General features: G+C 45.3%; 17 protein-coding genes and 1 pseudogene. 4 read left to right on the forward strand and 14 right to left on the reverse strand.

Going from position 1 to position 23,772, the window contains the following annotated elements; genetic code table 11:
• From STRDD12_RS02745 to STRDD12_RS02780, 8 genes and pseudogenes are all read right to left on the reverse strand, one after another.
• Window positions 1-420 (reverse strand): YSIRK-type signal peptide-containing protein (locus tag STRDD12_RS02745; protein WP_156471453.1); only part of this gene is annotated, 420 nt, incomplete at its 3' end.
• A 171-nt stretch (window positions 421-591) separates the two neighbouring features.
• A complete protein-coding gene (gene nagA, locus STRDD12_RS02750; RefSeq protein ID WP_066914940.1) occupies window positions 592-1,746 on the reverse strand; it encodes an N-acetylglucosamine-6-phosphate deacetylase in 1,155 nt (384 codons plus the stop codon).
• A 170-nt stretch (window positions 1,747-1,916) separates the two neighbouring features.
• Complete coding sequence (gene lpdA, locus STRDD12_RS02755) at window positions 1,917-3,665, reverse strand: dihydrolipoyl dehydrogenase (RefSeq protein WP_066914942.1); 1,749 nt, start codon at window positions 3,663-3,665, stop codon at window positions 1,917-1,919.
• A 19-nt stretch (window positions 3,666-3,684) separates the two neighbouring features.
• Window positions 3,685-5,088 (reverse strand): dihydrolipoamide acetyltransferase, encoded by a 1,404-nt coding sequence (locus tag STRDD12_RS02760; RefSeq protein ID WP_066914944.1) that lies wholly within the window; start codon window positions 5,086-5,088, stop codon window positions 3,685-3,687.
• 25 nt (window positions 5,089-5,113) lie between these two features.
• A complete protein-coding gene (locus STRDD12_RS02765; RefSeq protein WP_066914946.1) occupies window positions 5,114-6,109 on the reverse strand; it encodes an alpha-ketoacid dehydrogenase subunit beta in 996 nt (331 codons plus the stop codon).
• A 9-nt stretch (window positions 6,110-6,118) separates the two neighbouring features.
• Window positions 6,119-7,089, reverse strand: a pseudogene (locus STRDD12_RS02770) (thiamine pyrophosphate-dependent dehydrogenase E1 component subunit alpha).
• Between the two features lie 185 nt (window positions 7,090-7,274).
• Window positions 7,275-10,022, reverse strand: coding sequence for a phosphoenolpyruvate carboxylase (gene ppc, locus STRDD12_RS02775; RefSeq protein ID WP_066914948.1), 2,748 nt, complete (start codon window positions 10,020-10,022; stop codon window positions 7,275-7,277).
• Window positions 10,023-10,191: 169 nt separating this feature from the next.
• Window positions 10,192-11,307, reverse strand: a complete 1,116-nt coding sequence (locus STRDD12_RS02780; protein WP_066914950.1) for a vitamin B12 independent methionine synthase — start codon at window positions 11,305-11,307, stop codon at window positions 10,192-10,194.
• Window positions 11,308-11,522: 215 nt separating this feature from the next.
• Here STRDD12_RS02780 and STRDD12_RS02785 point away from each other — a divergent pair, with 215 nt between their 5' ends.
• From STRDD12_RS02785 to STRDD12_RS02795, 3 genes are all read left to right on the forward strand, one after another.
• Window positions 11,523-12,356, forward strand: a complete 834-nt coding sequence (locus tag STRDD12_RS02785; protein ID WP_066914952.1) for a glycoside hydrolase family 25 protein — start codon at window positions 11,523-11,525, stop codon at window positions 12,354-12,356.
• A gap of 212 nt (window positions 12,357-12,568) precedes the next feature.
• Entirely contained in the window at window positions 12,569-13,048 is a 480-nt protein-coding gene (locus STRDD12_RS02790) for a YbaK/EbsC family protein (RefSeq protein WP_066914953.1), read from the forward strand.
• A gap of 20 nt (window positions 13,049-13,068) precedes the next feature.
• The gene (locus tag STRDD12_RS02795) at window positions 13,069-13,755 is read left to right on the forward strand and encodes a histidine phosphatase family protein (protein WP_082753045.1); all 687 of its coding nucleotides are present in this window, start codon (window positions 13,069-13,071) and stop codon (window positions 13,753-13,755) included.
• A 105-nt stretch (window positions 13,756-13,860) separates the two neighbouring features.
• Here the strand turns inward: STRDD12_RS02795 and trxA are convergent, their stop codons facing one another.
• The 6 genes from trxA to STRDD12_RS02825 all read right to left on the reverse strand — a co-directional run bounded on the left by trxA (window position 13,861) and on the right by STRDD12_RS02825 (window position 21,456).
• Window positions 13,861-14,175 carry a thioredoxin gene (gene trxA, locus STRDD12_RS02800; protein WP_066914955.1) on the reverse strand — a complete coding sequence of 105 codons (315 nt, stop codon included), beginning with the start codon at window positions 14,173-14,175 and terminating at the stop codon, window positions 13,861-13,863.
• Between the two features lie 114 nt (window positions 14,176-14,289).
• Entirely contained in the window at window positions 14,290-15,924 is a 1,635-nt protein-coding gene (locus STRDD12_RS02805) for an Ig-like domain-containing protein (RefSeq protein WP_066914957.1), read from the reverse strand.
• A 378-nt stretch (window positions 15,925-16,302) separates the two neighbouring features.
• The gene (gene pepV / locus STRDD12_RS02810) at window positions 16,303-17,712 is read right to left on the reverse strand and encodes a dipeptidase PepV (protein ID WP_066914958.1); all 1,410 of its coding nucleotides are present in this window, start codon (window positions 17,710-17,712) and stop codon (window positions 16,303-16,305) included.
• Window positions 17,713-17,838: 126 nt separating this feature from the next.
• A complete protein-coding gene (gene gorA, locus STRDD12_RS02815; RefSeq protein WP_066914960.1) occupies window positions 17,839-19,191 on the reverse strand; it encodes a glutathione-disulfide reductase in 1,353 nt (450 codons plus the stop codon).
• Between the two features lie 135 nt (window positions 19,192-19,326).
• Complete coding sequence (locus STRDD12_RS02820) at window positions 19,327-20,883, reverse strand: glycosyltransferase family protein (protein ID WP_066914963.1); 1,557 nt, start codon at window positions 20,881-20,883, stop codon at window positions 19,327-19,329.
• Window positions 20,884-20,955: 72 nt separating this feature from the next.
• On the reverse strand, window positions 20,956-21,456 hold the full coding sequence (locus STRDD12_RS02825; RefSeq protein WP_066914965.1) for a phosphatase PAP2 family protein: 501 nt from the start codon (window positions 21,454-21,456) through the stop codon (window positions 20,956-20,958).
• Window positions 21,457-21,617: 161 nt separating this feature from the next.
• Here STRDD12_RS02825 and STRDD12_RS02830 point away from each other — a divergent pair, with 161 nt between their 5' ends.
• Window positions 21,618-23,285 carry an Rqc2 family fibronectin-binding protein gene (locus STRDD12_RS02830; RefSeq protein WP_066914967.1) on the forward strand — a complete coding sequence of 556 codons (1,668 nt, stop codon included), beginning with the start codon at window positions 21,618-21,620 and terminating at the stop codon, window positions 23,283-23,285.
• The last annotated feature ends 487 nt before the right edge of the window (window positions 23,286-23,772 follow it).

Below are 23,772 nucleotides of genomic sequence, written 5' to 3' on the forward strand. Positions count from 1 at the left end.
CCTTTCGGATACCGCTGTTTCAGTGCTTGTTTCAGATGAGGCCGTGCTGGCATCTGCAGAAGATGGTTGCGCAGATATCTCTGTAGTCGCCTGGTCCTGACTAGCTGGAGCACTGCTGGCGTCGAGACGGTCAGCCTCTACTTTGGTTTGACTGCTTTGGGAGGTTTGGCTGTTGTCATCAGTTTGACCAGAGGCAGTGTCGGAGGACGACTCAGCATCCTCTATCAGCTCAGCAGAGGCACTAGCTCCTGTCGTCACTTGACCAGTCACTGTTTCCAGAGCTTGACCAGCCGTCTCATCCGCCAAAACACTTCCTTGCGTCGCAAAGACGGTCCCAATCAGAACAGACGCTACCCCGACACTTAATTTCTTAATCCCATAACGCTCCTTGCGCGCACAATGCTTTCCTGAATAAAACACAGCATCTCCTTTATGTTACAAATGTTACAAAGATAATTATAGCAAAGTTTTAAGGTTTTTGAAAGAATTTTTCTCCTAATCCCTAGCTGAAAACGCATAAAAGCAAGGGTAAGACAAAAAACAGTTGAGAGCAAGACTCTCAACTGTTTCAAATCCTCTAAAACTGCCTGTTTATTGTCCCACTTCAAACCGCTTAATCCCATCCAAATAGGTTGCCTGCAAAGACAAGTCCTTATCTAGGACGATAAAATCGGCAGCATGTCCTGGCTTGATTTGCCCACAGACATCATCAATCCGCATGGATTGAGCAGGAATCAAGCTAGCCATCATGACCGCTTCATGTGCATTTACCAAGCCCCAATCCACCACATGTTTCATGCCATCTTTCAAGCGTAAGATAGAGGCAGCTAAATTTCCAGTCGGTAAAAAGGCTGCACCATCACGGACATCCACGGTGTATTCGCCCAGTTTATACTGGCCATCCTTTAGCCCACCAGCAGCCATACAATCCGTAATCAGGGCCACCTTGTCATAGCCCTTTTGTTGGATCAAAATATCACAAGCCTCAGGCGACACATGGTGGCCATCGCATATCAATTCCGCATAGGTTTGGGGAAGCTGGTAGACAGCGCCTACCATACCGATTTCACGGTGGGAGAGGCCTCGCATGGCATTGTAGGCATGCACCCAAACGCTGGCTCCGGCATCTACGGCTTTGACAGCTTGGGCATAGGTCGCACTGGAATGCCCCAGAGCTACAACAACACCCAAGTCACTCACCTTTCGGGCAAAGTCTGCTGCCTGTGGCCGTTCTGGAGCAATGGCAATTTTGCTTAAAAGGCCCTTAGACGCTTCATACCAAGCTGTAAACTCAGCAAAACTTGGGTCTTTCATATATTTTGGATTTTGAGCCCCCTTATGCTCTTCTGTAAAGTAAGGCCCTTCAAAATACAAGCCTCGGATTTTAGCCCCTGTCGCTTCCTGGTGATGTTCACCGACCAAACGGCTAATGTCCAGCAGTGTTTCAAAAGAAGCTGTCAATGCTGTTGGCAAAAAACTCGTCACACCAGCCGATAAAAGGCCCTCACTCATGGTATGCACCAAGCCATCTACGTCAGCATCCATGACGTCACTGCCTGCAAAACCATGGATATGCGTATCCACAAGCCCAGGCGCAATACTAAAACCAGAGTAATCCAAGACCTCCGCACCTTCAGGCAAGTCCACCTGATAGGCCCCAAAACGCCCCTGACTGATTTCCAGATAACCGCCTTGGCGAATCCCTTGGGGATAGAAAAACTGGTCTGCATGTATGTAATAAGACATCGTTTGCCTTCTTTCTATAAAGTATCAAAATGTTCAAGCCTATTATACACGGATAAAGGGCTTTCAGCTCAGTTTAACTGTTAAAAAAACAAAAAAGAAAGCTCTTTCACAAAAATCACCTTGTCTTCCTAACAAAAAAAGCCAGCCCCAAGGGTCTAGCTTTTCGAGATTTATTTCTTGCGTTTTGGCGGGTTGTGAATAGCTTCATCAAGGACGTCAGCGAAGGCTTCGTACATGACTTCTGAGAAGGTTGGGTGGCCATGGATAGAGCGTAAGAGTTCATCAACAGTTAGCTCATTTTCCATGATGGTTGCGGCTTCATTTATCATTTCAGCTGCGGCTGGCCCAACGATGTGGACACCGAGAATTTCATGGTACTTGGTGTCAGCGATGACTTTGACAAAACCGTGGGCTTCATTTGAAGCGATAGCACGCCCATTACCTGCAAAGCTAGATTTACCAATCAAAATATTGCCATAATCCTTGCGCGCTTGCTCTTCGGTAATCCCACACATGGCAACTTCAGGATGGGTATAAACCGCTGCCGGTGTAAAGTCGAGATGGGCCTTGCGGACATTTCCCCAGACGGCGTTTTCTGCTGCGATTTCTCCCATGCGGTAAGCCGCATGCGCTAACATCTTCGTTCCATTGACATCACCAGGGGCATAAATACCAGGCACAGATGTCTCTTGGTAGGCATTGACCTTGATACGGTTGCCATCCATTTCCAGATTGAGGTTTTCTAAACCGTTTAACTGAGGGACACGACCGATGGACAAAAGGGCCTTTTCTGATACCACTTCGGACCCATCACTCAGTTTGAGGGTCAATTGGTTGTTGGCTTCAACGATTTCAGACACCCCAACTGATGTCTTAAAGACCATACCTTTTTTGGCAAGAATCTTTTGCAATTCCAGTGAAACTTCCTTGTCCATTGCTGGCAAGATACGGTCTGCCATCTCAATCACGGTAACCTCAGTCCCATAAGAGGCATAAACCAAACCGAGTTCGACACCGACGACACCACCACCCATGACGGTCAAGGTCTTTGGAATTTCACGCAGGTCTAAAATATCATCAGAGGTCAAAACCAGTGGTGAATTGATGCCTGGAATATTGAGACGAGACACTTTTGACCCTGTTGCCAGGATAATTTTGCGTCCACGAATAGTATCCCCACCAATCACCACGCTCTTATCAGGATTGACTTGTCCAAGACCATTAAAAATCGTGACTTGATTGGCTTTTAAGAGACCACGGACACCACCTGTCAGGGTTTTAACGACTTGGTTTTTAAAGTCCACCGTTTTATCCATATCAATGGTGTAGTTGGTTGATGCGAGGTTAATCCCACGACCAGCGGCAATCTTAAGACCATCGAGGATTTCTGCATTTTTCAAGTAAGTTTTCGTTGGGATACAGCCTTTGTTAAGACAGGTACCACCAAATTCAGATTTCTCTACAATCGCTACCTTACTGCCCAATTGTGCCCCACGGATGGCCGCATAATAACCCGCAGGCCCACCACCAACGACAACAATGTCATACTCATCATCAGCCAAAGCTTCCTCACGGACGGCAGCGACTTGTTGGACAGGTTTTTCAGGAACTTCAAGACCAGCTTCTTTCAAAGCTTGAGCAGGATTGGCTGGGCTTTGTCCTGCTTCTTGGACCACTTCACCAGGTTCACCAATATAGGCGATGGCCTGTGTGACGGGAACGACATCCCCATCAGAGTGAATAATTTTCAGCAAAACACCAGAATCTTCAGCTTCGATTTCCATATTGGTCTTGTCTGACATGATTTCCAAAAGGATATCGCCCTCTTGGACAGTGTCGCCTTCTTGTTTTTTCCATGAGAGGATTTCCCCCTCCTGCATGTCGACACCCAGTTTTGGCATAATAACTTCTACTGCCATGTGTTTTCCTTTCTTACGTTTAAATCAGTAATTCCATCGGGTTTTCTAGGAGGGCCTTGAGGTCAACCATAAATTTAGCCCCATTCATCCCATCAACAATCCGGTGGTCAATGGTAAGGCAAAGGCCCATAATCGGACGCACTTCAACTTGGCCATCGACAACGACCGGCGTTTGAACCGTTGCAGCGACTCCTAAAATAGCTGAGTTTGGTTGGTTGATAATAGGGTTAAAGCTCTTGGTTCCAAACATACCCAGATTGGTAATTGAAAAAGTTGAGCCAGACATTTCTTGAGCTTTCAATTTGCCTGTCTGAGCTTTTTTAATCACATCTTTTGATGCTGCGACAAAGTCAGCCAAGCTCATGTCTTGAGCACCGTGAACGACGGGCACAACCAGACCCTCATCGAGTCCCACTGCAATCCCTAGATTTACAAACCGGTGAAGTTCAATATCTTGCGCATCATGAATTAAGGACGCATTCAAATACCGGTGTTCGGGTTTCATCAAGGTTTTAACAACAGCTAGACCAATCAAGTCGGTAAAGGTCACTTTAAAGCCAGTTTTAGCCATAATAGGGTCAATCAGTTGCTTACGCAAAGCCATCAGATTGGTCATATCGACATCGTAGTTCAAGGTGAAGGTTGGTGCGGTTAAGTACGAATTGACCATTCCCTTGGCAATCGCCTTACGCATCGCACTCATCTTGATAACTTCTACGCCTTCTGGCAAGCTTTCTTGAACTTTTTCGTCTTTGACAGCTGGCTTAACTTCATCTGACGGCTCTTCCTTGCTTACTAAAGCAAGAATATCTTCTTTCATAATCTTGCCACGGAAGCCCGAACCTTTGACCGCTTGTAAATCAATCCCGTATTCCAAAGCCATTTTAGCTGCAAGGGGTGAGGCTTTCGGTGTCGCAGCTTCAAAGGCAGCGACATCATCGCGATGAATCCGCCCTTTGGCACCGGTTCCTGGAACTTCCGCTAGAGAAATGCCCAAATCCCTTGCCAGTTTCCGCGCAGCTGGTGTCGCCCGAACTTTCCCATCCTCAGAAGAGACAGGGTCATGCGGACGGTCTGCCAGGCTGGCTTGAGGCGCGTCTTTTGTTTCTAAGGCCTTCTCTACCGGAGAAGCTTCCTCAACTGCTGGTGTCGATGGTTCTGGAGTCAATGCGGCAACATCTTCTCCCGCCTGTCCGATATAAGCAATCGCTTCTGTGACAGGTACCACATCACCGACGGGGTGAAGGATTTTCAAGAGCACACCCGAATCTTCGGCTTCGATTTCCATGTTGGTCTTATCTGACATGATTTCTAAGAGGATATCCCCTTCTTGGACGCTATCGCCCTCTGCCTTGTGCCAGGCGAGGATTTCACCCTCCTGCATGTCAACACCCAGCTTTGGCATGATAACTTCTACTGCCATCTGGTCTCCTTTCCTGTTTTAGTGATTAGCCTTTATTGACTTGCTTGATAATGGCATCTTTGATTTTTTCAACACTTGGTAAGACAGCCGTTTCAAGGACATGCGCATAAGGCACAGGAACATCCTCGGAAGCCAAACGTATGATTGGGGCGTCCAGATAATCAAAGGCCTCACTCTCAGTCAGCATGGCTGCGATTTCACCGATAAAACCACCTGTTTTATAGGCATCATTGACCAGAATCACACGCCCTGTTTTCTTCACAGAGTTGATAATGATGTCCTTATCCAGAGGAATTAAGGTACGAGGATCGACAACCTCTACTGAAATGCCATCTTGTTCGACTTCCTGAGCTGCCTGTAAAACACGCTCCAACATGCGCCCGTAAGTGACGATAGTGACATCACTACCTTCGCGCTTGATGTCACCTTTCCCCAGCGGAATTATAAAATCAGGGTCCTGATCCACTTCTTCCTTCTTCCCATACAAAGCCTTAGGTTCAAGGAAAATAACAGGGTTATTGTCTCGAATAGACGCTTTTAGTAAGGCCTTGGCATCATTTGCCGTACCAGGTGCCACAACTTTTAAACCAGGAATGTGTGCTACCCAAGCTTCAAGTGACTGAGAGTGTTGCGCTGCAGAACCAATCCCACTACCAGATGCCACACGGAAGGTAACTGGGGTTTTCAAGCCCCCACCAAACATGTAGTTGGTCTTGGCTGCCTGGTTGACAATCGCATCCATGGCAATGGTGATAAAGTCCATAAAAGTCAAATCCACAATCGGACGAAGGCCCGTCTGAGCAGCCCCGACAGCTGCACCTGCAATAGCAGCCTCTGAAATAGGGGTATCGCGAACCCGTTTTTCACCGAACTCAGCTAACATGCCAACTGATGTCCCAAAGTCTCCCCCGTAGACACCGACATCTTCTCCCATCAAGAAGACCTTTTCATCGCGTCGCATTTCTTGGCTTTGTGCCAAGTTGATTGCTTCACGTAAAGCCATTTTCTTAAATTCTGTCATTCTTTTCTCCTATTCGTCAACGAAGACATCTTCAAAAGCTACTGAAAGTTCAGGGAAAGGACTTTCCTCAGCGAAGGCGACCGCTTCTTTTACTTCATCGGCAACCGCATCAGCTAACTGGTCCAATTCTTCCTCACTAGCAATCCCTTCTGATAGCAAGTAAGTGCGATATTTCTTGATAGGGTCTTTCGCTTTCCAAGCATCCACTTCTTCCTTAGTCCGATAAGCCCCAGCATCAGCTGTTGAATGCCCAAACCAGCGGTAAGACTCAACCTCGACAATAGCAGGCCCCTTACCAGCTCTGACGTCCGCTACCACCTTGTCCATCATGGCTTGAACAGCAACGACATCATTTCCATCTGGAACATAGTAACCAGGAATCCCGTAAGCGTCAGCTCGCTTGTACAGATGGTCAATCTTAGTAGAATAGCTAATATCAGTTGAAATTCCGTAACGGTTATTGATAATAAAGAAAATAACAGGCAAGTTCCAGACAGCAGCTAGGTTGACTGACTCATGAAAAGACCCTTCATTGGTCGCTGAATCCCCTGAAAAAGCAACGACAACACGGTCTGTTCCCTCGTATTGTTGCGTCAAGGCCGCTCCCACAGCCAGGGCATAGCCCCCACCAACAATACCATTAGTTCCGTAATTGCCTTTTTCAAGATTGGCCAAGTGCATGGAACCACCACGTCCTTTGGAAGAACCTGTTGCTTTACCGGCAAGTTCAGCCATCATCGCCTTAATATCGATACCTTTGGCAATTGTCTGACCATGACCACGGTGATTTGAAAAATAATATCTTGGTCAGTCAAGGGTTGAATGGCGCCAACAGAGGCAGCCTCTTCACCAACCGAAAAGTGGGTCATCCCTTGGACAAAACCACGACGAACCAATTTGTTCAATGTCATATCCACATCCCGAATCTGTTGCATTTTAACAAACATTTCAAGATAATCTGTTTTAGTGAGTTTGGACATCTCGTCACCTCATTTCATTTACTTCATCTACTACAATACCCGACCTCATGCCAAAAGGCAAAGAAAAGGCTTTAAATTTTTACAAAGAGTATTATAGTACAGTCTCTTACAGAAAAACAGTGAAAACGTTTCACTGTTCCAAACTTTTTCACCAAAAAAGCACCGCAATGACGGTGCTCTCATCATCAACCAGAGTTACGCAAACCTGTTGCAATTCCGTTGATAGTGATATGAATAAGTTTTTCAGTTTCTTCGTCTAATTCCCCTTTGCGCAGGCGTTTAATCAGTTCAATCTGCACATAGTTAAGCACATTAAAGTAAGGAAGACGGTATTCAAGCGAAGCTTTCAAAGATGGACTCTCTTCGATGAAGTCTTCTTGTTGCTCAATCGCTAAGATGACATCTTTGGTTAACTGCCACTCATCTAGGATAATGTTAAATACCTCACGAACCGCTGGATCCTTAGCCAACTGGGCATATTGAAAGGCGATATTCATGTTAGACTTGGATAGAACCATGTCAACATTTGACAAGAGTGAGTTAAAGAAGGGCCAAGTTTTATACATGTGTTGCAAGCGTTCCAGATTTCCCTCAGCCTGATCAATAAAGTGTTTAAAGGCAGAACCTACACCATACCAACCCGGGAACATAATCCGGTTTTGAGACCAAGAAAATACCCATGGGATAGCACGCAGGCCAGATATTTCCGTAATCGTTTTACGCGCTGCCGGCCGTGAACCGATATTCAGACTAGAAACTTCTTTAATAGGACTCGCCTCAAAGAAGTAATCATAGAAATGAGGGTTACCAAAGACCAAGTCACGATAGATCTGATAAGAGTCCGTGACGATGCTTTCCATCGCTTCACGGTAGTCGCCAATTTCTTCTGAGCTGGTAATCATACCTGTCGCCATCCGGTCAATGGCTGCAGACACAAGCATTTCAAGGTTGTAGTAGGCGGCATCCTTGTTGCCGTATTTGTAGCCGATAACCTCTCCTTGCTCTGTCAAACGAATCCGGTCTTTGATCGTTCCAAAAGGTTGCGAGGTAATGGCTTCATAAGAAGGACCACCCCCACGACCAACAGTTCCCCCACGACCGTGGAAGAAGGTAATCTTGATACCGCGTTCTTCTCCAATTTGTGTCAACTCATTTTGCGCCTTGTAAAGGGTCCAACCAGAAGACAGGTAACCACCGTCTTTGTTGGAGTCTGAATAACCCAGCATGATTTCTTGGTAACCCTTATTTTGCGCAATCCATCGTTTGACAATATCATAGGAAAGGTATTGCCGCATGATATCGCCAGAATTCTCCAAGTCTTCAATGGTTTCAAACAAAGGTGCCACCATGATGCGAGCCTTGTCTGTGTCGAGAAGTCCTACTTCTTTAAGGAGGATAGCGAGCTCAAAAAGGTCTGAGACACTTTCACTGTGGGAGATAATGTGTTGTTTGATAACATCCTCACCCAAGGTGTCTTTAAGGTCACGGGCTGTTTGGAAAATGGCCAATTCTTTTTGCAGAAGTTCAGACTTGTCTGCGTTAGCGCTAGACAAGGTTCTTGGATCTTCTTGCAATTCTTTAAGGAGAACAGCTACTTTTTCTGTTTCAGACAAGTCACTGTAGTTAGGCACAATATTGGCCTCACGCAGGAGTTCATCCACACAGGCTTCGTGGACACTAGAGTCTTGACGCATGTCGATGGTCGCCAAGAAGAAACCAAAGACACGGGCTGCTTCTAAAAGTTCTTCAAACTCCCCATCAATGAGGTCCTCATCGCCATTAGACACCAATGAATCTTTAATAACGGCTAAATCCGCCTGAAATTCAGATACATTGGCATAGACATCTAGCTCCTCAGTAACAGCAGCAGACTCAGTTGCCCAAGTTGGAAGACTTTGGGCCTGTTCCTGTCTGCCTTGAATATGGGCCAAGGTTTGGGAAATCTTGTGTTGGATATAGTTAAAGGCACGACGGTAAGGTTCTTTTTCACGGAATTCTGACGTATCTGAGGATTTGTCCGCTAGAGCCCGTAAAGCCTCGGTGACCTGGATAAGGTTATCAGACAAGGAGAAGGTGCGATAAAGCGCTGATAACTTGTCCAGATAATAATTCATGATGACTTCATTTTGCACCATGGCTGATAGACGCAAGGTCTCCGCAGTGACGTAAGGGTTCCCATCTCGGTCACCACCAATCCACATCCCCATGGTAATGGGTTTTGAGTCATCCAAGGACAAGCCTTTTTGAGCAGCCAATTTTTGATAACGACTAGTCAATTTCGTAATCGCTGGAATCAAGGAACTATTGTAGTACTCCATGACGTTGGAAATCTCATTGGTTACCTTGAGTTTCTTTTCACGGATAATATCTGACTGCATCATTGTCTCAACATAGCGCTTGAGGTCAGATTCCCACTTCTCCTTGTTGATGCGCCCTTCTTTAACATCACGGTGTTTCCGCAAAAGTTCATGGATTTGATTGTTCAACTCCAACATGGTCTTTCGCTGAACCTGAGTTGGGTGAGCCGTCAAAACAGGCACAACATTGACATGTTCCAAAATCTCTTGCGCATTTTTATGCTCTGTCACAAGGTCAATGGTGTGTTCGAGTTTTCCTAGGTAATCTTGCCCAACATTATTTTCATAGTTGATTTCATATGCCAGATCGACGTCTTCTGAAATATTAATCAGTAGTGGCAAAATAGCAAAATAGCGAGAAACCACAACCATTTCCTGATTATCCATTTGGGAAATCAAGTTTTCAAGCGCCTGATAATCTCCCTTGGCTGATAGGCGAGTCATCTCTTTGATGTGCGCTAAGCCAGATGGGCCAATCAATTTTTGCGTAGTTTCATCCAACAATTGGGTTAAGATCGCGATTTCTTCACGAACAATGTCAGCATTTGTATTGTTCTCGAGTCGTTTAGTAGCCACAAAAATCTCTCCTTTTTTCGTTACTATCTATTATACTTCTTTGTATGTAAAAGTAAACTCTTACCCGTAAAATCGTGGAAATTTTCTGACAAATCCTTGAAAAGCAAAAACAGCCCCCAGGGGAGACTGTTCGGTTAAACGTTTTACAGTTAAAATGAACCCCTAGCGACTAATCCTTCCAGATGGTCTCTGTGATGGTTTTAATCAAACGCAATTTTTGCCATTCATCCTCTTCGGTCAAGATATTGCCTTCTTCCGTTGAAGCAAAACCACACTGGGTAGAGATACCGAGATTTTCCAAAGGGACGCTTTTGGCTGCGTCTTGAATACGGGCCACGATGGCATCGACATCCTCAAGCGCAGGGTCTTTTGATGTAATAACCCCCAAAACCAACTCGACAGATTTGCGGTTGTTCCAAATGGCTGCCAAGGGAGAAAAATCACCTGAGCGGGCATCATCGTATTCTAAGAAGAAAATGTCATAGTTTAATTGCCCCAAGTAACGGGCAATGGTATGATAGCCTCCCTCAAAGAGATAAGTTGATTTAAAGTTCCCTCGACAAATATGGGTGGAAACAGTCAAATCCTCCGGCAAACCTGCCAAAATTTGATTGATGACATAGACATCATCTTGAGCAATGCGTTGGAATTTCTGGCGCTCCTCAGGATTGTTTTTATTATCTTCAAGTTGTTGAATCAAGAAAGCCCAAGTGGTATCATCCAACTGGATGTATCGCGCTCCCAAGTCATAAAAATGTAAAATGGTATCCTTGTAAGCCTGAGCCAGACCATCTAAAAAGTCATTCCAAGTTTCATAATACTCTAAGGCCAGGTCAGAGCGATGGTCCCGATTGATGATTAGGGAAGGACTCGGAATGGTTACCTTAGGGGTTACGCCTTCAGGGACAATTGATTTTAGGTAGGTAAAATCACGGTAGAAAGGGTGGTCCGGATTTTCAGTGATTTGACCATTTAAACGGACATTTGTGGTACGGGTCTTAGCCCCATGAAACTTATAGGAATCTTCTTGTTGGTAGGCTTCGAGACCATTAAGGTTCCAAAGGAAGTCCAGGTGCCACCATGAGCGACCAAACTCCCCATCTGAAACCACTTTAAGGCCATTTTCCACTTGGTGACCGACCAATTCTTTGACCAAACGGTCCTGCGTTTCCAAAAGTTCTTGCTGGCTAATTTCTCCCTTTGCGTAGCATTCTCGAGCTTCTTTGAGAGCTTGGGGACGCAGGTAAGAACCTACGTGGTCAAAATGTTCGTGTGTTTTCGTCATGCTGTCGCCTCACTTATTTCTAAGATGGATAGGTAATTGCCTTTTATCTTATCACTTCCCCTGCAGGGGAACAATTACCATTTTTTTATAGTAGGTTATAATTTCCATCTATAGCAACCAATGGAGGTGTCCAAGGACAGCTCAAAAAAGTGGCCTTTCTGCTAACGGAAGCCTTAGAGTTGTCAAGTGACGCATTTTAGGTTAAAATGACGTTAATGAGAAGACGACTAAAACCGATTGTAGCCTTTATCTTCTTGGGAATCTTTGCTTTTGGGGTTGTGTTGGCCCATCTGGTGACAACACAAAGCCGAACGAGGAGCCTTGCCGAGGCCGAAAAAGATATTCCCTCAAGTACGTTGACCACATCATCGTCAACATCTAGTGCTAGCAGTCAAGAAGCCCTCAAACCTATTATTGATTTATCCGCTTGGCAGGCACCTGACAGTATTGATTACGATACCCTCGCTAAAAATATTTCCGCTGTTATCGTCCGTGTCCAAGGGGGGTCAAATATTACCAAGAAAAACAATGCCACTGACGCTGACGGCATGGATACCGCTTACCAGAAACATATTACTGAGTTTCAAAAACGTGGCATTCCTGTTGCTGTTTACGCTTATGTCTTGGGTTCCAATAAAAAAGAAATGCGAGCAGAGGCAAAAACCTTCTATAAAGCCGCCTCAAAATACCACCCTACCTACTACTGGTTAGATGTCGAGGAAAAAACGATGTCTGATATGGATGCAGGTGTCCAAGCTTTTCGCAAGGAGCTCGCCTCCCTCGGTGCCAAGAAAATCGGGATTTACATTGGAACTTATTTTATGCAAGAACACGGGATTTCCACTTCTGGCTTTAGCGCCGTCTGGATTCCAACTTATGGGACAGACAACGGTTACTATAATGCCGCACCGGCTACCGATTTAGATTATGACCTGCATCAGTACACGTCGCAAGGCCGTCTAAACGGTTACAATGGTGTCTTGGACCTTAACCAAATTGCGCCAACAAAAGACACCCAAGCAACCTTTAAAAAACTTTTTGGCAGTTAAGTCATTTCAAGTCTAGGAGAAAGCTCCTAGGCTTTTTGATAGCCTAAAAACACCTCATCCCAAAGCCCCCCCCTTCTCCTCTTACCCTAGATAATCACCAAGCTCTCCCTGCTTTTCGATGGCAGGTCAAGGCAAGAATTCGTTTTCCCAGACTATTCGAACAAGGCATAACATGGTACAATAGAAGGGTAGTTAATAGGGAGGCACATCACATGAAAAAGAAAAAGGGACTTAAAAAGACCCTCGTAGATCAGATTTTGGATAAAGCAGGCATCAGCCACGATAGCCTTAGCCTCAACGCCTTGGAGGGAAGCCTACCTGAGGGGATTGACCGCTCAGCTATCTATAAAACACTGGCCCTAAAAGGCGACAAAACTGGGCCAATCATTGGAATCATTCCCATCACAGAGCACTTGGATGAGAAAAAACTCGCCAAGGTCTCTGGCAATAAAAAAGTGACCATGATTCCGCAAAAGGAACTGCAAAAGACTACTGGTTATGTTCACGGTGCCAACAACCCTGTTGGTATCAGACAAAAACATGCCTTTCCTATTTTCATCGACCAGACGGCTAAAGAATCCGGCTCGCTCATTGTTTCAGCAGGAGAAATCGGCCGTTCTATCCGAATAGATAGCCAAATCCTAGCCGATTTTGTTGCTGCTGAATTTACAGATTTACTCACCGACCATTAAACACCTCTAAAGGAGACATCATGAAACTGTATTTTGTACGTCATGGAAAAACCACATGGAATGCTGAAGGGCGCTTCCAAGGGGCCAATGGCGATTCCCCGCTGACGATCGAAGGCAAAGAAGAGCTTCAGCGTCTAGGCCTTGCTTTAAGTACCACAGCCTTTGACGCAGTTTACACTAGTCCACTCAAACGGGCACAAGATTCCGCAGCCATCCTAATGGCCAATAACCAAACCAGCCAAAAAACGATTGAAGTCACAAAAGCTTTAGAAGAATGGCATCTTGGACGACTTGAAGGGCAAAAAATTACAACTATTCAGGGTATCTACCCCAAACAGATTAACGCCTTCTACCATAACCTCGGCCAGTTTGACCACAATGTGTTTGCTGCTGAAAGTGTCTACCAAGCTACCAACCGTATCTGTGATTTTGTCAAATCTCTAAATCCTAACACCGTGGAACAGGTCCTTTTGGTTTCACACGGAGCTATCTTGACAGCAAGTATTCGCCGTTTGCTGGGCTATGAAATCCCCGAATTACGCCAAAAAGGGGGACTAAACAATGCCAGCCTTACTCTGCTTGAAACCACAGATAACCAAAACTACCGATTGCTAGACTGGAATGACACGGATTACGAAGCAATCGCTGAACGGGAAACCCATCATACAGAACACTTTGCCCAACCTAGTTTGGTTGCTAATCGATAAATAAGAAGCAGTCTGCAAGACAGCTTAAACCTCAAAAAAAGACGCTAGGGAAATCCCTAGCGTCTTTTTAGGTAAAGTCAGCCCGTTTAAGGATGACCAAAGCACTTAGCTAAGTTCATCGACAATAGCAGACAATTGTTGCTTGGTGTGAACACCTGCTACTTGCTTCACAACTTCACCATCTTTAAGGAACATAAGTGTTGGAATGGACATAATGCCAAAACGACGAGCTGTTTCTGGATTTTCATCCACATCCATTTTCAAAATGCGCAATTCGCTATCATCGTAGGCTTCGCTTAATTGGTCCAAGATAGGCGCTTGCATCCGACATGGGCCACACCAAGTTGCCCAAAAATCAACGAGGACAAGTCCTTCAGATGTCTCTTGTTCAAATGTTTTATCTGTTACGATTTCAGCCATAACAACCCTCCATAATTTTTGATAGGCTTATTGTAACCTAAAGTTTCGTCCTTGCCAATTATTTGCTACAGAAATGACAAACACCCATTTCAGAGGATGAAAGGGTGTTGTTCATTAGGCTTGGTAACGACGTGGACCAAAGGTCAATAAGAGACTGCCTCCCATAAGGGCAAAGCCGAGAATGGCTAAGCCTGTCATGTCCTGACTTCCTGTTTCTGGAAGGCGGGCTGCAGCGACGGCAAGACCTTTAGCGACAGGAGCTACTGGACTAGGACTGGCTTGAAGACTTTTCGTGTAAGCAGCCATAGCTGTTGCGCTTGGACGAGGCCCAAAACCACTACCACCACGACCAGGAGTTGGATTTGGTGGTGTTGGTTGATTTGGCGTTTCTGAAGTTGGCGTGTTCGGGATGATTGGTGTTTCGCTATCTCCAGCGGCACGCCCATTTCCTGTGACACGTTCAATGGTATAGGTGCTTTCACCACCAGTAGATTCTGCCACAAATTTTATCGTATTCGTCGGATTCTCACCCGTCGTAGACCGGGTTTGATAGTTTAAAACCAAGATATCATTTAATTGATCCAATTTAGCTTCAAAGCCGCCAGCATAGACGTGAAAGGCATTGAAAAATGCTTGGGCTTGTTCGCTATTTGTATCAGATACTTGCCAGCCTTCCCAATCTTTCAAGAAAGTGACAGACATTGACCCATCCACATAAGTTTGCCCTTGTCCCCAAGTATCCGTCAAGGTGACATAGTTTAAGAGCTCACGCGCATTATTGAAGCGAATCCACCAGCTGTTGACATTGGCATCTGTCTGTGTTTGATTCCCCCATTTGGCGATGACTTCATTGCTTTGTGGTGGCGCTACGCCATCCACTTTAACAGGGACCAAGCTCCCGTTGAAGTTTAGGACAACTTCTTGGCCAGGTCGGTTAACGACTTCTGAATCCCACTTGGTATCCAGGTGCAGACTGACATTTTTATGAAGAGGGTGACTTTCAAAATAATCATTAAAAGTCGTCAAAATCGTCTTGGTTTCTGGGTCTGCTACAGCATGTCCGACAACAGCATCATCGGGATTTAACACATCAAAACTATAGCCTGTCTGTAATCGCAAAGCATCTGGCAAGGTCAAAAGAACACTATCACCTGAGTTGATAGCCAACTGGTCAGGAAAATCTACGCTGTAGTCCACATGGGTTGTCCCATAAAGCTGATTAGAGCCTGTTACCTTTACATCAGGGTTGCTGACGGTAATCGTCGTACCCGTTTTTGAGAAAGTCGTCTCATTGCCTGAAGCAGCAACTGTTGATGACTCTTCTGTTTGACCACCTGTAGCCGCGGTTGTCGTCCTAGCCGTTACCGTTGGCGCAGTCGCAGATGAAGAATCGCTTTGACTGCTCTCCTCGCTCGCAGTGGTATCTGAACTTGCGTCTTCTTGAGTCCCTGTCACTGATGCTGTCCCAGCGTTACTTGCCTGGTCCTCTACTTCTGCGCTTTCTAAAGTGGCATCAGTGGCTTGACTATTGGTGGCATCACCCGTATTAGCATCTACCTCATCTGCTTGAACAGTTCCAGCAGCTCCAAATAAAACGAGGGAGGCCCCCGCTACAGCTGCTCCTTTGAGGGCGTAGGTCCCCATTTGAGAAACCATTTTCGTCACCCAATGTTTCCCCGACTTGTGCATGGTCACACGATCAACGCGCGAATAAGTCACCGTCTTTTGCTTTGCATGTTTTCCTGACATGGCTAACTACCTTTCTTGCATTAAGATAAAATCAATTTTTTCCATAGTAAATCATAACATAACCTGTTTGAAATAGTAATAGGGTTAAGCAAGTCTTAATACAGCGTTACGTTTTTGACATCTTTTGGCTACTTCTGGATTTTAAACAAAAGATGCATATAGGGCAAATGCCTGTTCTAAAAGGATTTAACGGATATTTTCTAACTTGCGCCTAAAAAACAGAATATGCTTTTTCTTGACACTTTCATTAGTGGAAATCCATTAAAAAAACAGAAAACAAGCGTTTTCTGTTTGTATTATTTTTGCATAAATTATAACATCTGTGACCGAAGCGAGGCCTTTGTCTTTGTTTTGTAACAAAAATGTAATTTATTTTTCTTACTTAATCAGCTCATAAATGGCTTCAGCGTAAATCGCACTCGCCCGATAAAGGTCCGCCACATCGGCAAATTCATTGGTTTGGTGCATGGTGTTGGTATAACCTGGGAACATCGCTCCAAAAGCAACCCCTCTTTCCAAAAGGCGACCGAAGGTCCCCCCACCGATAATGGTCTCATGCCCCTTTTGCCCTGTATGTTTTTCATAAACTTGCAAAAGCGTTGCAACCATTGGGTCATCCACTGGGACGTAGTGTGGTGTGTGCTCGTGCTCAGACAGGGTTACCTGCTCTGGACCGGAGAGTCTTTCAAGACCAGCTTTAAGGTCAGCACTAGTCACTCCTTTAGGGTAGCGGAAGTTTAAGGCAATGGTATTGTCCTCTTGTGACTGGTCAAAGGAGAAGACACCAGCATTCATAGACAGAGCCCCCATCTTAGCATCTGTATAAGCCAGACCAAGTTTTTCTCCTGCAAAATCCTTATGCAAGTGGTCACTGATAAAGGTGATATAGGCTTGAGCTGGTCCTTCAAACGGCAAGTCTTTTAGAAAACGCGCCAAGTAAGTCGCTGCATTGATACCGTCTTCGGGTAGTGAGCCATGCGCTGATTTCCCTTTGACCTGAATCAAGACAGCATCATCCTTTTCAGTCCACTGACCAGAGATAGGTTCTTGGGCCACAAAGGCTTCAAAGGCTTCTTTATGGCTGGCTTTTTCTGATTCCGGCAAGCGGACGAGGGCTTCTGCTTGCTCAGGAACCATATTTTCTCGCAAGCCACCTGTAAAGGACACTAACTCTGCTTGACCATGATTGTCTCCAGAAAAATGTACATAAGCGGTGACATTTCCTTTTTCACCATTGATAATAGGGAATTCTGCATCCGGTGAAAAACCAAAGTCAGGTTTGTCTTGGTCGTTGTGACTAAAATAATAGTCCATATCGCCCCAGCCAGATTCTTCATCTGTCCCGACGATAAAGCGAACTTTCTTTGAGACGGGGAGATTCAACTCTTTGATGATTTTTAAGGCATAGTAACAAGCTAGGGTTGGTCCCTTGTCATCTGAAGCCCCACGAGCATACAGCTTACCATCACGGATAAGCGGTTCATAGGGCGGATTGTCCCAGCCTTCACCTGCAGGCACCACATCCAAGTGCGCAAATATCCCCAAAACCTGGTCACCTTCACCATACTCGAACTGGCCGGCATAGTTATCAATGTTTTTGGTCTGATAGCCATCGCGTTCGGCCATAGCCAAAAAATGCTTAAGGGCTTTAACTGGGCCTGGTCCAAATGGATGCTCTGCATCTGCCTTGTCATCTTCACGTTCTGATTTGATCCGTAAGAGGTCAAAGAGGTCAGCCATCATGGCATCCTGACGTTTTGCAACTTCTGCTTTAAAATCAATGGTCATCGCTGATTTTCTCCTTTGTTGATTTTCTTTTATTATAACACATTCCCCCCACAAAAAAGAGACCTAGAAAGTTTTCCTTGGTCTCTCTTGTTGGCATTATTCCCTAAATGCTCTCTTCTTTTACCATTACCGCATGGTGACAAATTCTTCTGAGCCAGTGGGATGGATCGCCACTGTACTATCGAAATCTGCCTTTGTCGCTCCCATTTTCATGGCCACAGCGAAACCTTGAAGCATCTCATCAACTCCCTGACCAATAGCATGGATACCGACAATGACTTCATCTTCACCACGAACCACTAACTTCATCTTGTTGGGTTGACGGTGGTCCGTCACAGCTGTATACATGGAAACAAAGCTCGAACGATAGGTCTTAATCTCGTCTGAACCGAATTTTGCCACCGCAGCTGCTTCTGACAAGCCGACAGATGCCATAGGGGGATGGCTAAAAATAACAGTTGGAATCATGTCATAATCCATCTTGGCTTTTGGTTGGTTGTTAAAGAGACGTTCAGACAGCAAGCGTCCAGCTTTGATAGCAACCGGAGTCAAGGCAGGGCATGGAGTAACATCGCCAACAGCATAGATGCCTTCAACACTGGTATTTTGAAAATCATCCACTGTGATAAACCCACGCGCATCCACTGCAACACCGGTTTTTTCAAGACCGAAACCTGTAGTGTTGGCCTTGCGACCAATAGCCCAGATAAGTTTATCAACGACAAGGCTTTCCCCATCTTCAAAGGCGACTGTCAAGCTACCGTCTGCATTTTTTTCCACTGATTTTGGTGAAGCATTCCGATGCAAGGTCGGCCCATCGGCATCAATGGCATCCACTAACACGTCAACAATTTCTTCATCAAAATGACGCAAAGGACGCTCATGGCGAATAAAGAGGTCCGTTTTCACACCCAAGGCATGAAGGACACCGGACAATTCAATGGCAATATAGCCTGCTCCGACAACAGCCACACGCTCAGGCAGGCTGTCCCAGGCAAAGAAATCATCCGAAATCTCACCCAGTTCAGCACCCGGAATCTCAGGGTAAAGGGCATGGCCACCCGTTGCAATCAGAATATGCGGTGCCGTGTATTTTTCTCCGGCCACTTCTATGGTGTGAGCATCAACAAAGGTCGCGTAATCATAAATGTAGTCCACACCATTGGATTCAAAGCCACGCTCATAAGAGCCATGAATACGGTCAATATAGGCCTCACGGTTCTTTTTCAAGGTGTCATAATCAAAGGTGACAGGTCCATAATTAAATCCGTAAGAGGGAGCAAAAAGTCTAAGGCTTTCAGCAATCTGCGCCCCATACCACATGACTTTTTTAGGAACACAGCCAACATTGACACAGGTCCCACCAACAGCTTTTCCTTCTACCAAGAGGACTTTTGCGCCATGGATAGCTGCGCGATTAGCGGAAGCAATCCCGCCACTTCCTCCACCAATAACGATATAATCATAAGCTTTTGCCATCGTTTTTTCTCCTTTAAGTTATCATAGGCGTAGTCTAACACATGGCCAAGACTCAATGCAACTATTTGCTATGGGAAATTAGTTTCAAAAAGAAAACCACTATCTTTCGATAGTGGTCCTAGGTCTTTTCTCTAGCTAGAAGCCTTTTTGTCGTTTCTGCCGCCTCTTTCTGCGTTTATAGCTGACTAACCCAAAGCCATCCGACAGACCAACGGCTACCATCGGCAATTGGAAATAGATGTAAGGTAAGATATACTGACTCTTTGTTTCCCAACCCAGATGGAAAATAATGGCCCCAAACATGACCAACAGGGCATATAAGGTGAGGTGCGCTTGGTCGCCCAACCGCTTAAAGCTAAACAAGTAATAACAGAGCCCCCCTAGATAAATCAGGATTAAGAAGGCCTGCATATAGGTGATAAAAATCAGGTGGAGAGAGCCTTGGTGGTAGATTGATTTGGCGTAGCTATTCCATAAAGGTTGTTTTTTAGCCTTACTAGGCCCTGACCAAATCGACTGGAAACTGCCTTCTGTCCATGAACTTAAAAATTTTATGCCGAAAAACCAGCTGGCGTCCTCGGGATGACTGAGAAAGTAGCTTACCCGTTTGAGAACTAAATGCTTGGCATTGGCTTCAATCTTTTTAATGTCGCCTTTTTCACGGAAGTAAACTTTTCGGACATAACCTGTATACCATCCGGGTTCGCGATTGGAGGATTCGTCTTCTTGAATTCCCATAGCTACCCAAGCCAACTGGGGTGTTCCAGAGATTTTCTGGTGACTGACTTGCTCATAGTAGGCAACCGTAGCCTTATTAGAAGCTAGGGCAAAAACAAGATAGGCAAGGCCCAAAAGCAAAGGTTTAAAGCGCCACCGCTTCATCGCGTGTAGGACGAAGACCCCTAAAAGTGCGACAATGAGGATGACATTGTTACTTCGTACCCAGTAGGCCACCGTCATCAAGAGCAGAGACCACAAGGCATCGGACCACTTCTCCCACTTAAGATAGCGAATGGCAAAATAAACTGCCCAAACTGCGAAGAAGAGGCCAAACATAAGGCCGTAGGCAAACATGATGTTAAATAATAGAGGTAAAAAACCATAGGTGACAATAACTGTTGCACGGACCCAACGGGCTTTGCCGAATAATTCTTGGGCAATCTTGTAGGTGGCAGTATTCATCCCCAACACAAAAGCTAAGTTGAGCGCAAAGAACACTGATATCAAAGGAATGGGAATAGCCCAGAGCACCAAACGCTCAAAGCTCACCAAGCCCAATTGATGGGGGTAACGAAACATATAGCCCCCGGGCTCCAGCAGATGGTAGTCGCCAGCATTAAACTGCAGAGCTGCTTCAAAAACCTTCCCCGCATCATCACGGCCTACGTAAGCCGTGAGTAAAACCAAAGATAAGCCAAAAATCAGGTAACAAATGGTAAAAAATCGGCGAATCTGTCGGGTGCTGTATTCCTTAAAAAGGCGTGGCCAATAGAGGCCCAAAGCCAGTAAAATAAAGGCCGTCAGATAAACGTACCAGGGCTCGCGCGTAATCATGGCCCATTCGGAAAGCCCCGTCATCATGGTGGTCCTTAAGACCATTGTGACGATAAAAAGCAATCCAAAAATGAGCACACCAGCAGACCGCCCAAGAACTTCTAGGCTACTCGATAGTTTTCGCAAAAGGCTTTGCATACGGACTCCTTATTTTCATTCTTATACTATTTCAGTCTAGCATAAAGACCCTGCACTGAAAAGGGATTTCTCTTATAACAACCAGAAAAGACTGGCCGATAGCCCTGCTAAAAGATAAGCGACAATGACATCTGAGGGGTAATGCACGCCAGCTAAGATGCGACAAGAGCCAAGCAAGACAGACAGGCCCAAGAAAAAACACCCTAGAGGCCAGTAGACATAAAGATAGGCCATACTGATGATAGTCGCTGAGAAAACATGACGGCTAGGCATGGCATGTCCTTTGGTATGCTTGACAATCAAAGGACTGATTGCCCAACGTTCGTAAGGCCTTGGGCGATTCAGAAGATGGCGGAAAAGGGAAATCGCCAAAAAACTTCCGCCAGGAATCAGAACCATTCGCCAAAAAAGTGAGGGGTCTCTCATCACTAATAAACCCACTAGCAAAGCTACATAGGCCAAATACATCGTCAGCGTCACTAGCTTATTGCTCCAATCCAGCCAGCTAATCCATTTTCTATGGCGCCTTAAAGGAGCTGTTAATCTCTGATAAAAAACGTCATAATTTCGCATACTTTCCCTCATTTCATCCTTATTTTATCCTAATTTGTCCCGCTAGGCCATAGTCTAAGAACATTTCTAGTAAAAAAGAAAAAGTTACCTTTCTCCTATGCCTGCTTTTACCTTCTCATGATATAATAATGGGTAAGACACTTTTAGAAAAGGAGAATCCCATGTCTTTTGACGGTTTTTTCTTACATCATATGACCCAAGAGCTCAAGCAATCGCTAGAGGGTGGTCGTATTCAAAAAATCAATCAACTTTTTGCCCAAGAACTGGTCTTAACGGTACGTAACCACCGCAAAAATTGGAAATTTCTCTTATCAGCCCATCCGACTTTTAGTCGAGTACAGTTGACACAGACGCAGTTTCAAAACCCTCAGACCCCCACTACCTATACCATGCTCATGCGTAAATACCTTCAGGGAGCCTTGATTCAAAGTATTGAACAGCTTGCCAATGACCGTATCCTGCGCCTTGCTATTTCCAACAAAAACGAAATCGGGGACGACCTCTCGCTTGTTCTGATTATCGAAATCATGGGCAAACATTCAAATATTATCCTTATCGACGAAGAGGAAAATAAGATTCTAGAAGCCATCAAACACGTTGGTTTCTCGCAAAATTCCTATCGAACCATCTTACCTGGTAGCACCTACGTAGCCCCTCCTGCCCAGGATCAAGCTAACCCTTTCACGGTTGCTGACGAGTCCCTCTTTCATATCCTCAAGACAACAGACGTGACAGCTAACTCACTGCAAAAAAACTTTCAAGGGCTAGGGAGAGACACCGCTAGTTTACTAGCGCAAGAGCTCACTGGCAGTCAACAGACCTTGAAAACCTTTCGCCAATTCTTTAGTCAGGCTACACAGGCTTGTTTGACTCCAAAAGGATTTTTCCCTGTCAGCCATCCTGATGCCCAAAAGAACTTTGACTCTTTATCTGACCTCTTAGACACTTACTATCTGGATAAGGCCGAGCGCGATCGGGTCAACCAGCAAGCGCATGACTTGATTTTACTCGTCAAGAACCAACTGAATAGCCGCCGCAAGAAGCTTCTAAAACAAGAACAAGAATTGGCGGCAACGGATAGTGCGGAAACCTTTCGCCAATACGGCGAACTGCTAACAACCTTTTTGCATCAAGTCCCAAACGATCAAGACAGCGTTAGCTTGGTCAATTACTACACGAATGAAGAAGTCCAGATTCCCCTTGACAAGGCACTGACGCCCAACCAAAATGCCCAACGCTATTTCAAACGTTACCAAAAGCTCAAGGAAGCCGTTAAGCATCTGAATGGTCTTATCTCAGAAACCTCAGACAGTATCCGCTATCTGGAATCTGTTGAAACCGCTCTGGAACAGGCCAACTTAGATGACATCCAAGACATTCGCCAAGAATTGATTACCACAGGCTTTCTCAAGAAGCGCCACGGGGATAAACAGCATAAGCGTCGCGCACCAGAAAGCTATCTTGCTAGCGATGGGCAGACCCTTATCTTAGTCGGGCGCAACAACCTGCAAAATGACGAACTCAGTTTTAAACTGGCCAAAAAAGACGAGCTCTGGTTTCATGCCAAAGACATTCCAGGTAGCCATGTGGTTATCCGAGATAATCTCAATCCGAGCGACGAAGTTAAAACAGATGCAGCTGAGCTAGCCGCCTACTACTCCAAAGCCCGTCACTCTAATCTGGTGCAAGTCGATATGATTACAGCCAAAAAACTCCACAAGCCAAAAGGTGGTAATCCTGGTTTTGTCACCTACAGAGGACAAAAGACCCTAAGGGTCACCCCTAATGCTGAAAAGATCGACAGCATGCGCCAAGCCAGTAAACGGTAATCTCATGCCGCTCCGCCTCTCGGTGGGACGGCTTTTTTCTTTGGTGACTTCCAAGACAGTTCCCGCTGTTTATAGGTCTCCAAGACCTTTTGATGGGACTTGTTGACCAGACTGTCTAACTCTTGTAGTATCTTAGCATGCTAAAATTCCATTAGACGCATAAGAAAAAGCCGTATGATGACGACTTCGCTTGTATTATTTTCGATAAAAAAAATCATCCCACAAACGATGTGGTCGGTGCCTTAGTCAATCCTTAGAAAGCTTGACATCCTTCCGCATAAAGCTCTCTGAGCCATGGGAGGGTAGCAAAGCCTCTATTTTCTTTTCTTGACAAGAAATCTTTACAAATTGTATAATTCAAATGATAAGGAAGTGGTCTAACTCCCCTTGAAACAGATTCGTCTGCGGTAGGAGGTGGGTCACTTCTATTTTTTTACTTGATAAATTGTAAAAAAAGTTAATTGATGTATCATCTAGGTAGAGAGTG

The organism is Streptococcus sp. DD12 (genome assembly GCF_001578885.1).
Lineage (GTDB): Bacteria > Bacillota > Bacilli > Lactobacillales > Streptococcaceae > Streptococcus.

What these genes read in the sequence shown, in the direction of transcription:
- nagA (WP_066914940.1), bottom strand. Translation starts at nt 1,746, where the DNA reads ATGTCTTATTACATACATGCAGACCAGTTTTTCTATCCCCAAGGGATT.
- STRDD12_RS02825 (WP_066914965.1), bottom strand. Translation starts at nt 21,456, where the DNA reads ATGCGAAATTATGACGTTTTTTATCAGAGATTAACAGCTCCTTTAAGG.
- STRDD12_RS02780 (WP_066914950.1), bottom strand. Translation starts at nt 11,307, where the DNA reads ATGACGAAAACACACGAACATTTTGACCACGTAGGTTCTTACCTGCGT.
- STRDD12_RS02830 (WP_066914967.1), top strand. Translation starts at nt 21,618, where the DNA reads ATGTCTTTTGACGGTTTTTTCTTACATCATATGACCCAAGAGCTCAAG.
- lpdA (WP_066914942.1), bottom strand. Translation starts at nt 3,665, where the DNA reads ATGGCAGTAGAAGTTATTATGCCAAAACTGGGTGTCGACATGCAGGAG.
- pepV (WP_066914958.1), bottom strand. Translation starts at nt 17,712, where the DNA reads ATGACCATTGATTTTAAAGCAGAAGTTGCAAAACGTCAGGATGCCATG.
- trxA (WP_066914955.1), bottom strand. Translation starts at nt 14,175, where the DNA reads ATGGCTGAAATCGTAACAGATAAAACATTTGAACAAGAGACATCTGAA.
- STRDD12_RS02805 (WP_066914957.1), bottom strand. Translation starts at nt 15,924, where the DNA reads ATGTCAGGAAAACATGCAAAGCAAAAGACGGTGACTTATTCGCGCGTT.
- STRDD12_RS02785 (WP_066914952.1), top strand. Translation starts at nt 11,523, where the DNA reads ATGAGAAGACGACTAAAACCGATTGTAGCCTTTATCTTCTTGGGAATC.
- STRDD12_RS02820 (WP_066914963.1), bottom strand. Translation starts at nt 20,883, where the DNA reads ATGCAAAGCCTTTTGCGAAAACTATCGAGTAGCCTAGAAGTTCTTGGG.
- STRDD12_RS02795 (WP_082753045.1), top strand. Translation starts at nt 13,069, where the DNA reads ATGAAACTGTATTTTGTACGTCATGGAAAAACCACATGGAATGCTGAA.
- STRDD12_RS02765 (WP_066914946.1), bottom strand. Translation starts at nt 6,109, where the DNA reads ATGACAGAATTTAAGAAAATGGCTTTACGTGAAGCAATCAACTTGGCA.
- STRDD12_RS02790 (WP_066914953.1), top strand. Translation starts at nt 12,569, where the DNA reads ATGAAAAAGAAAAAGGGACTTAAAAAGACCCTCGTAGATCAGATTTTG.
- gorA (WP_066914960.1), bottom strand. Translation starts at nt 19,191, where the DNA reads ATGGCAAAAGCTTATGATTATATCGTTATTGGTGGAGGAAGTGGCGGG.
- STRDD12_RS02760 (WP_066914944.1), bottom strand. Translation starts at nt 5,088, where the DNA reads ATGGCAGTAGAAGTTATCATGCCAAAGCTGGGTGTTGACATGCAGGAG.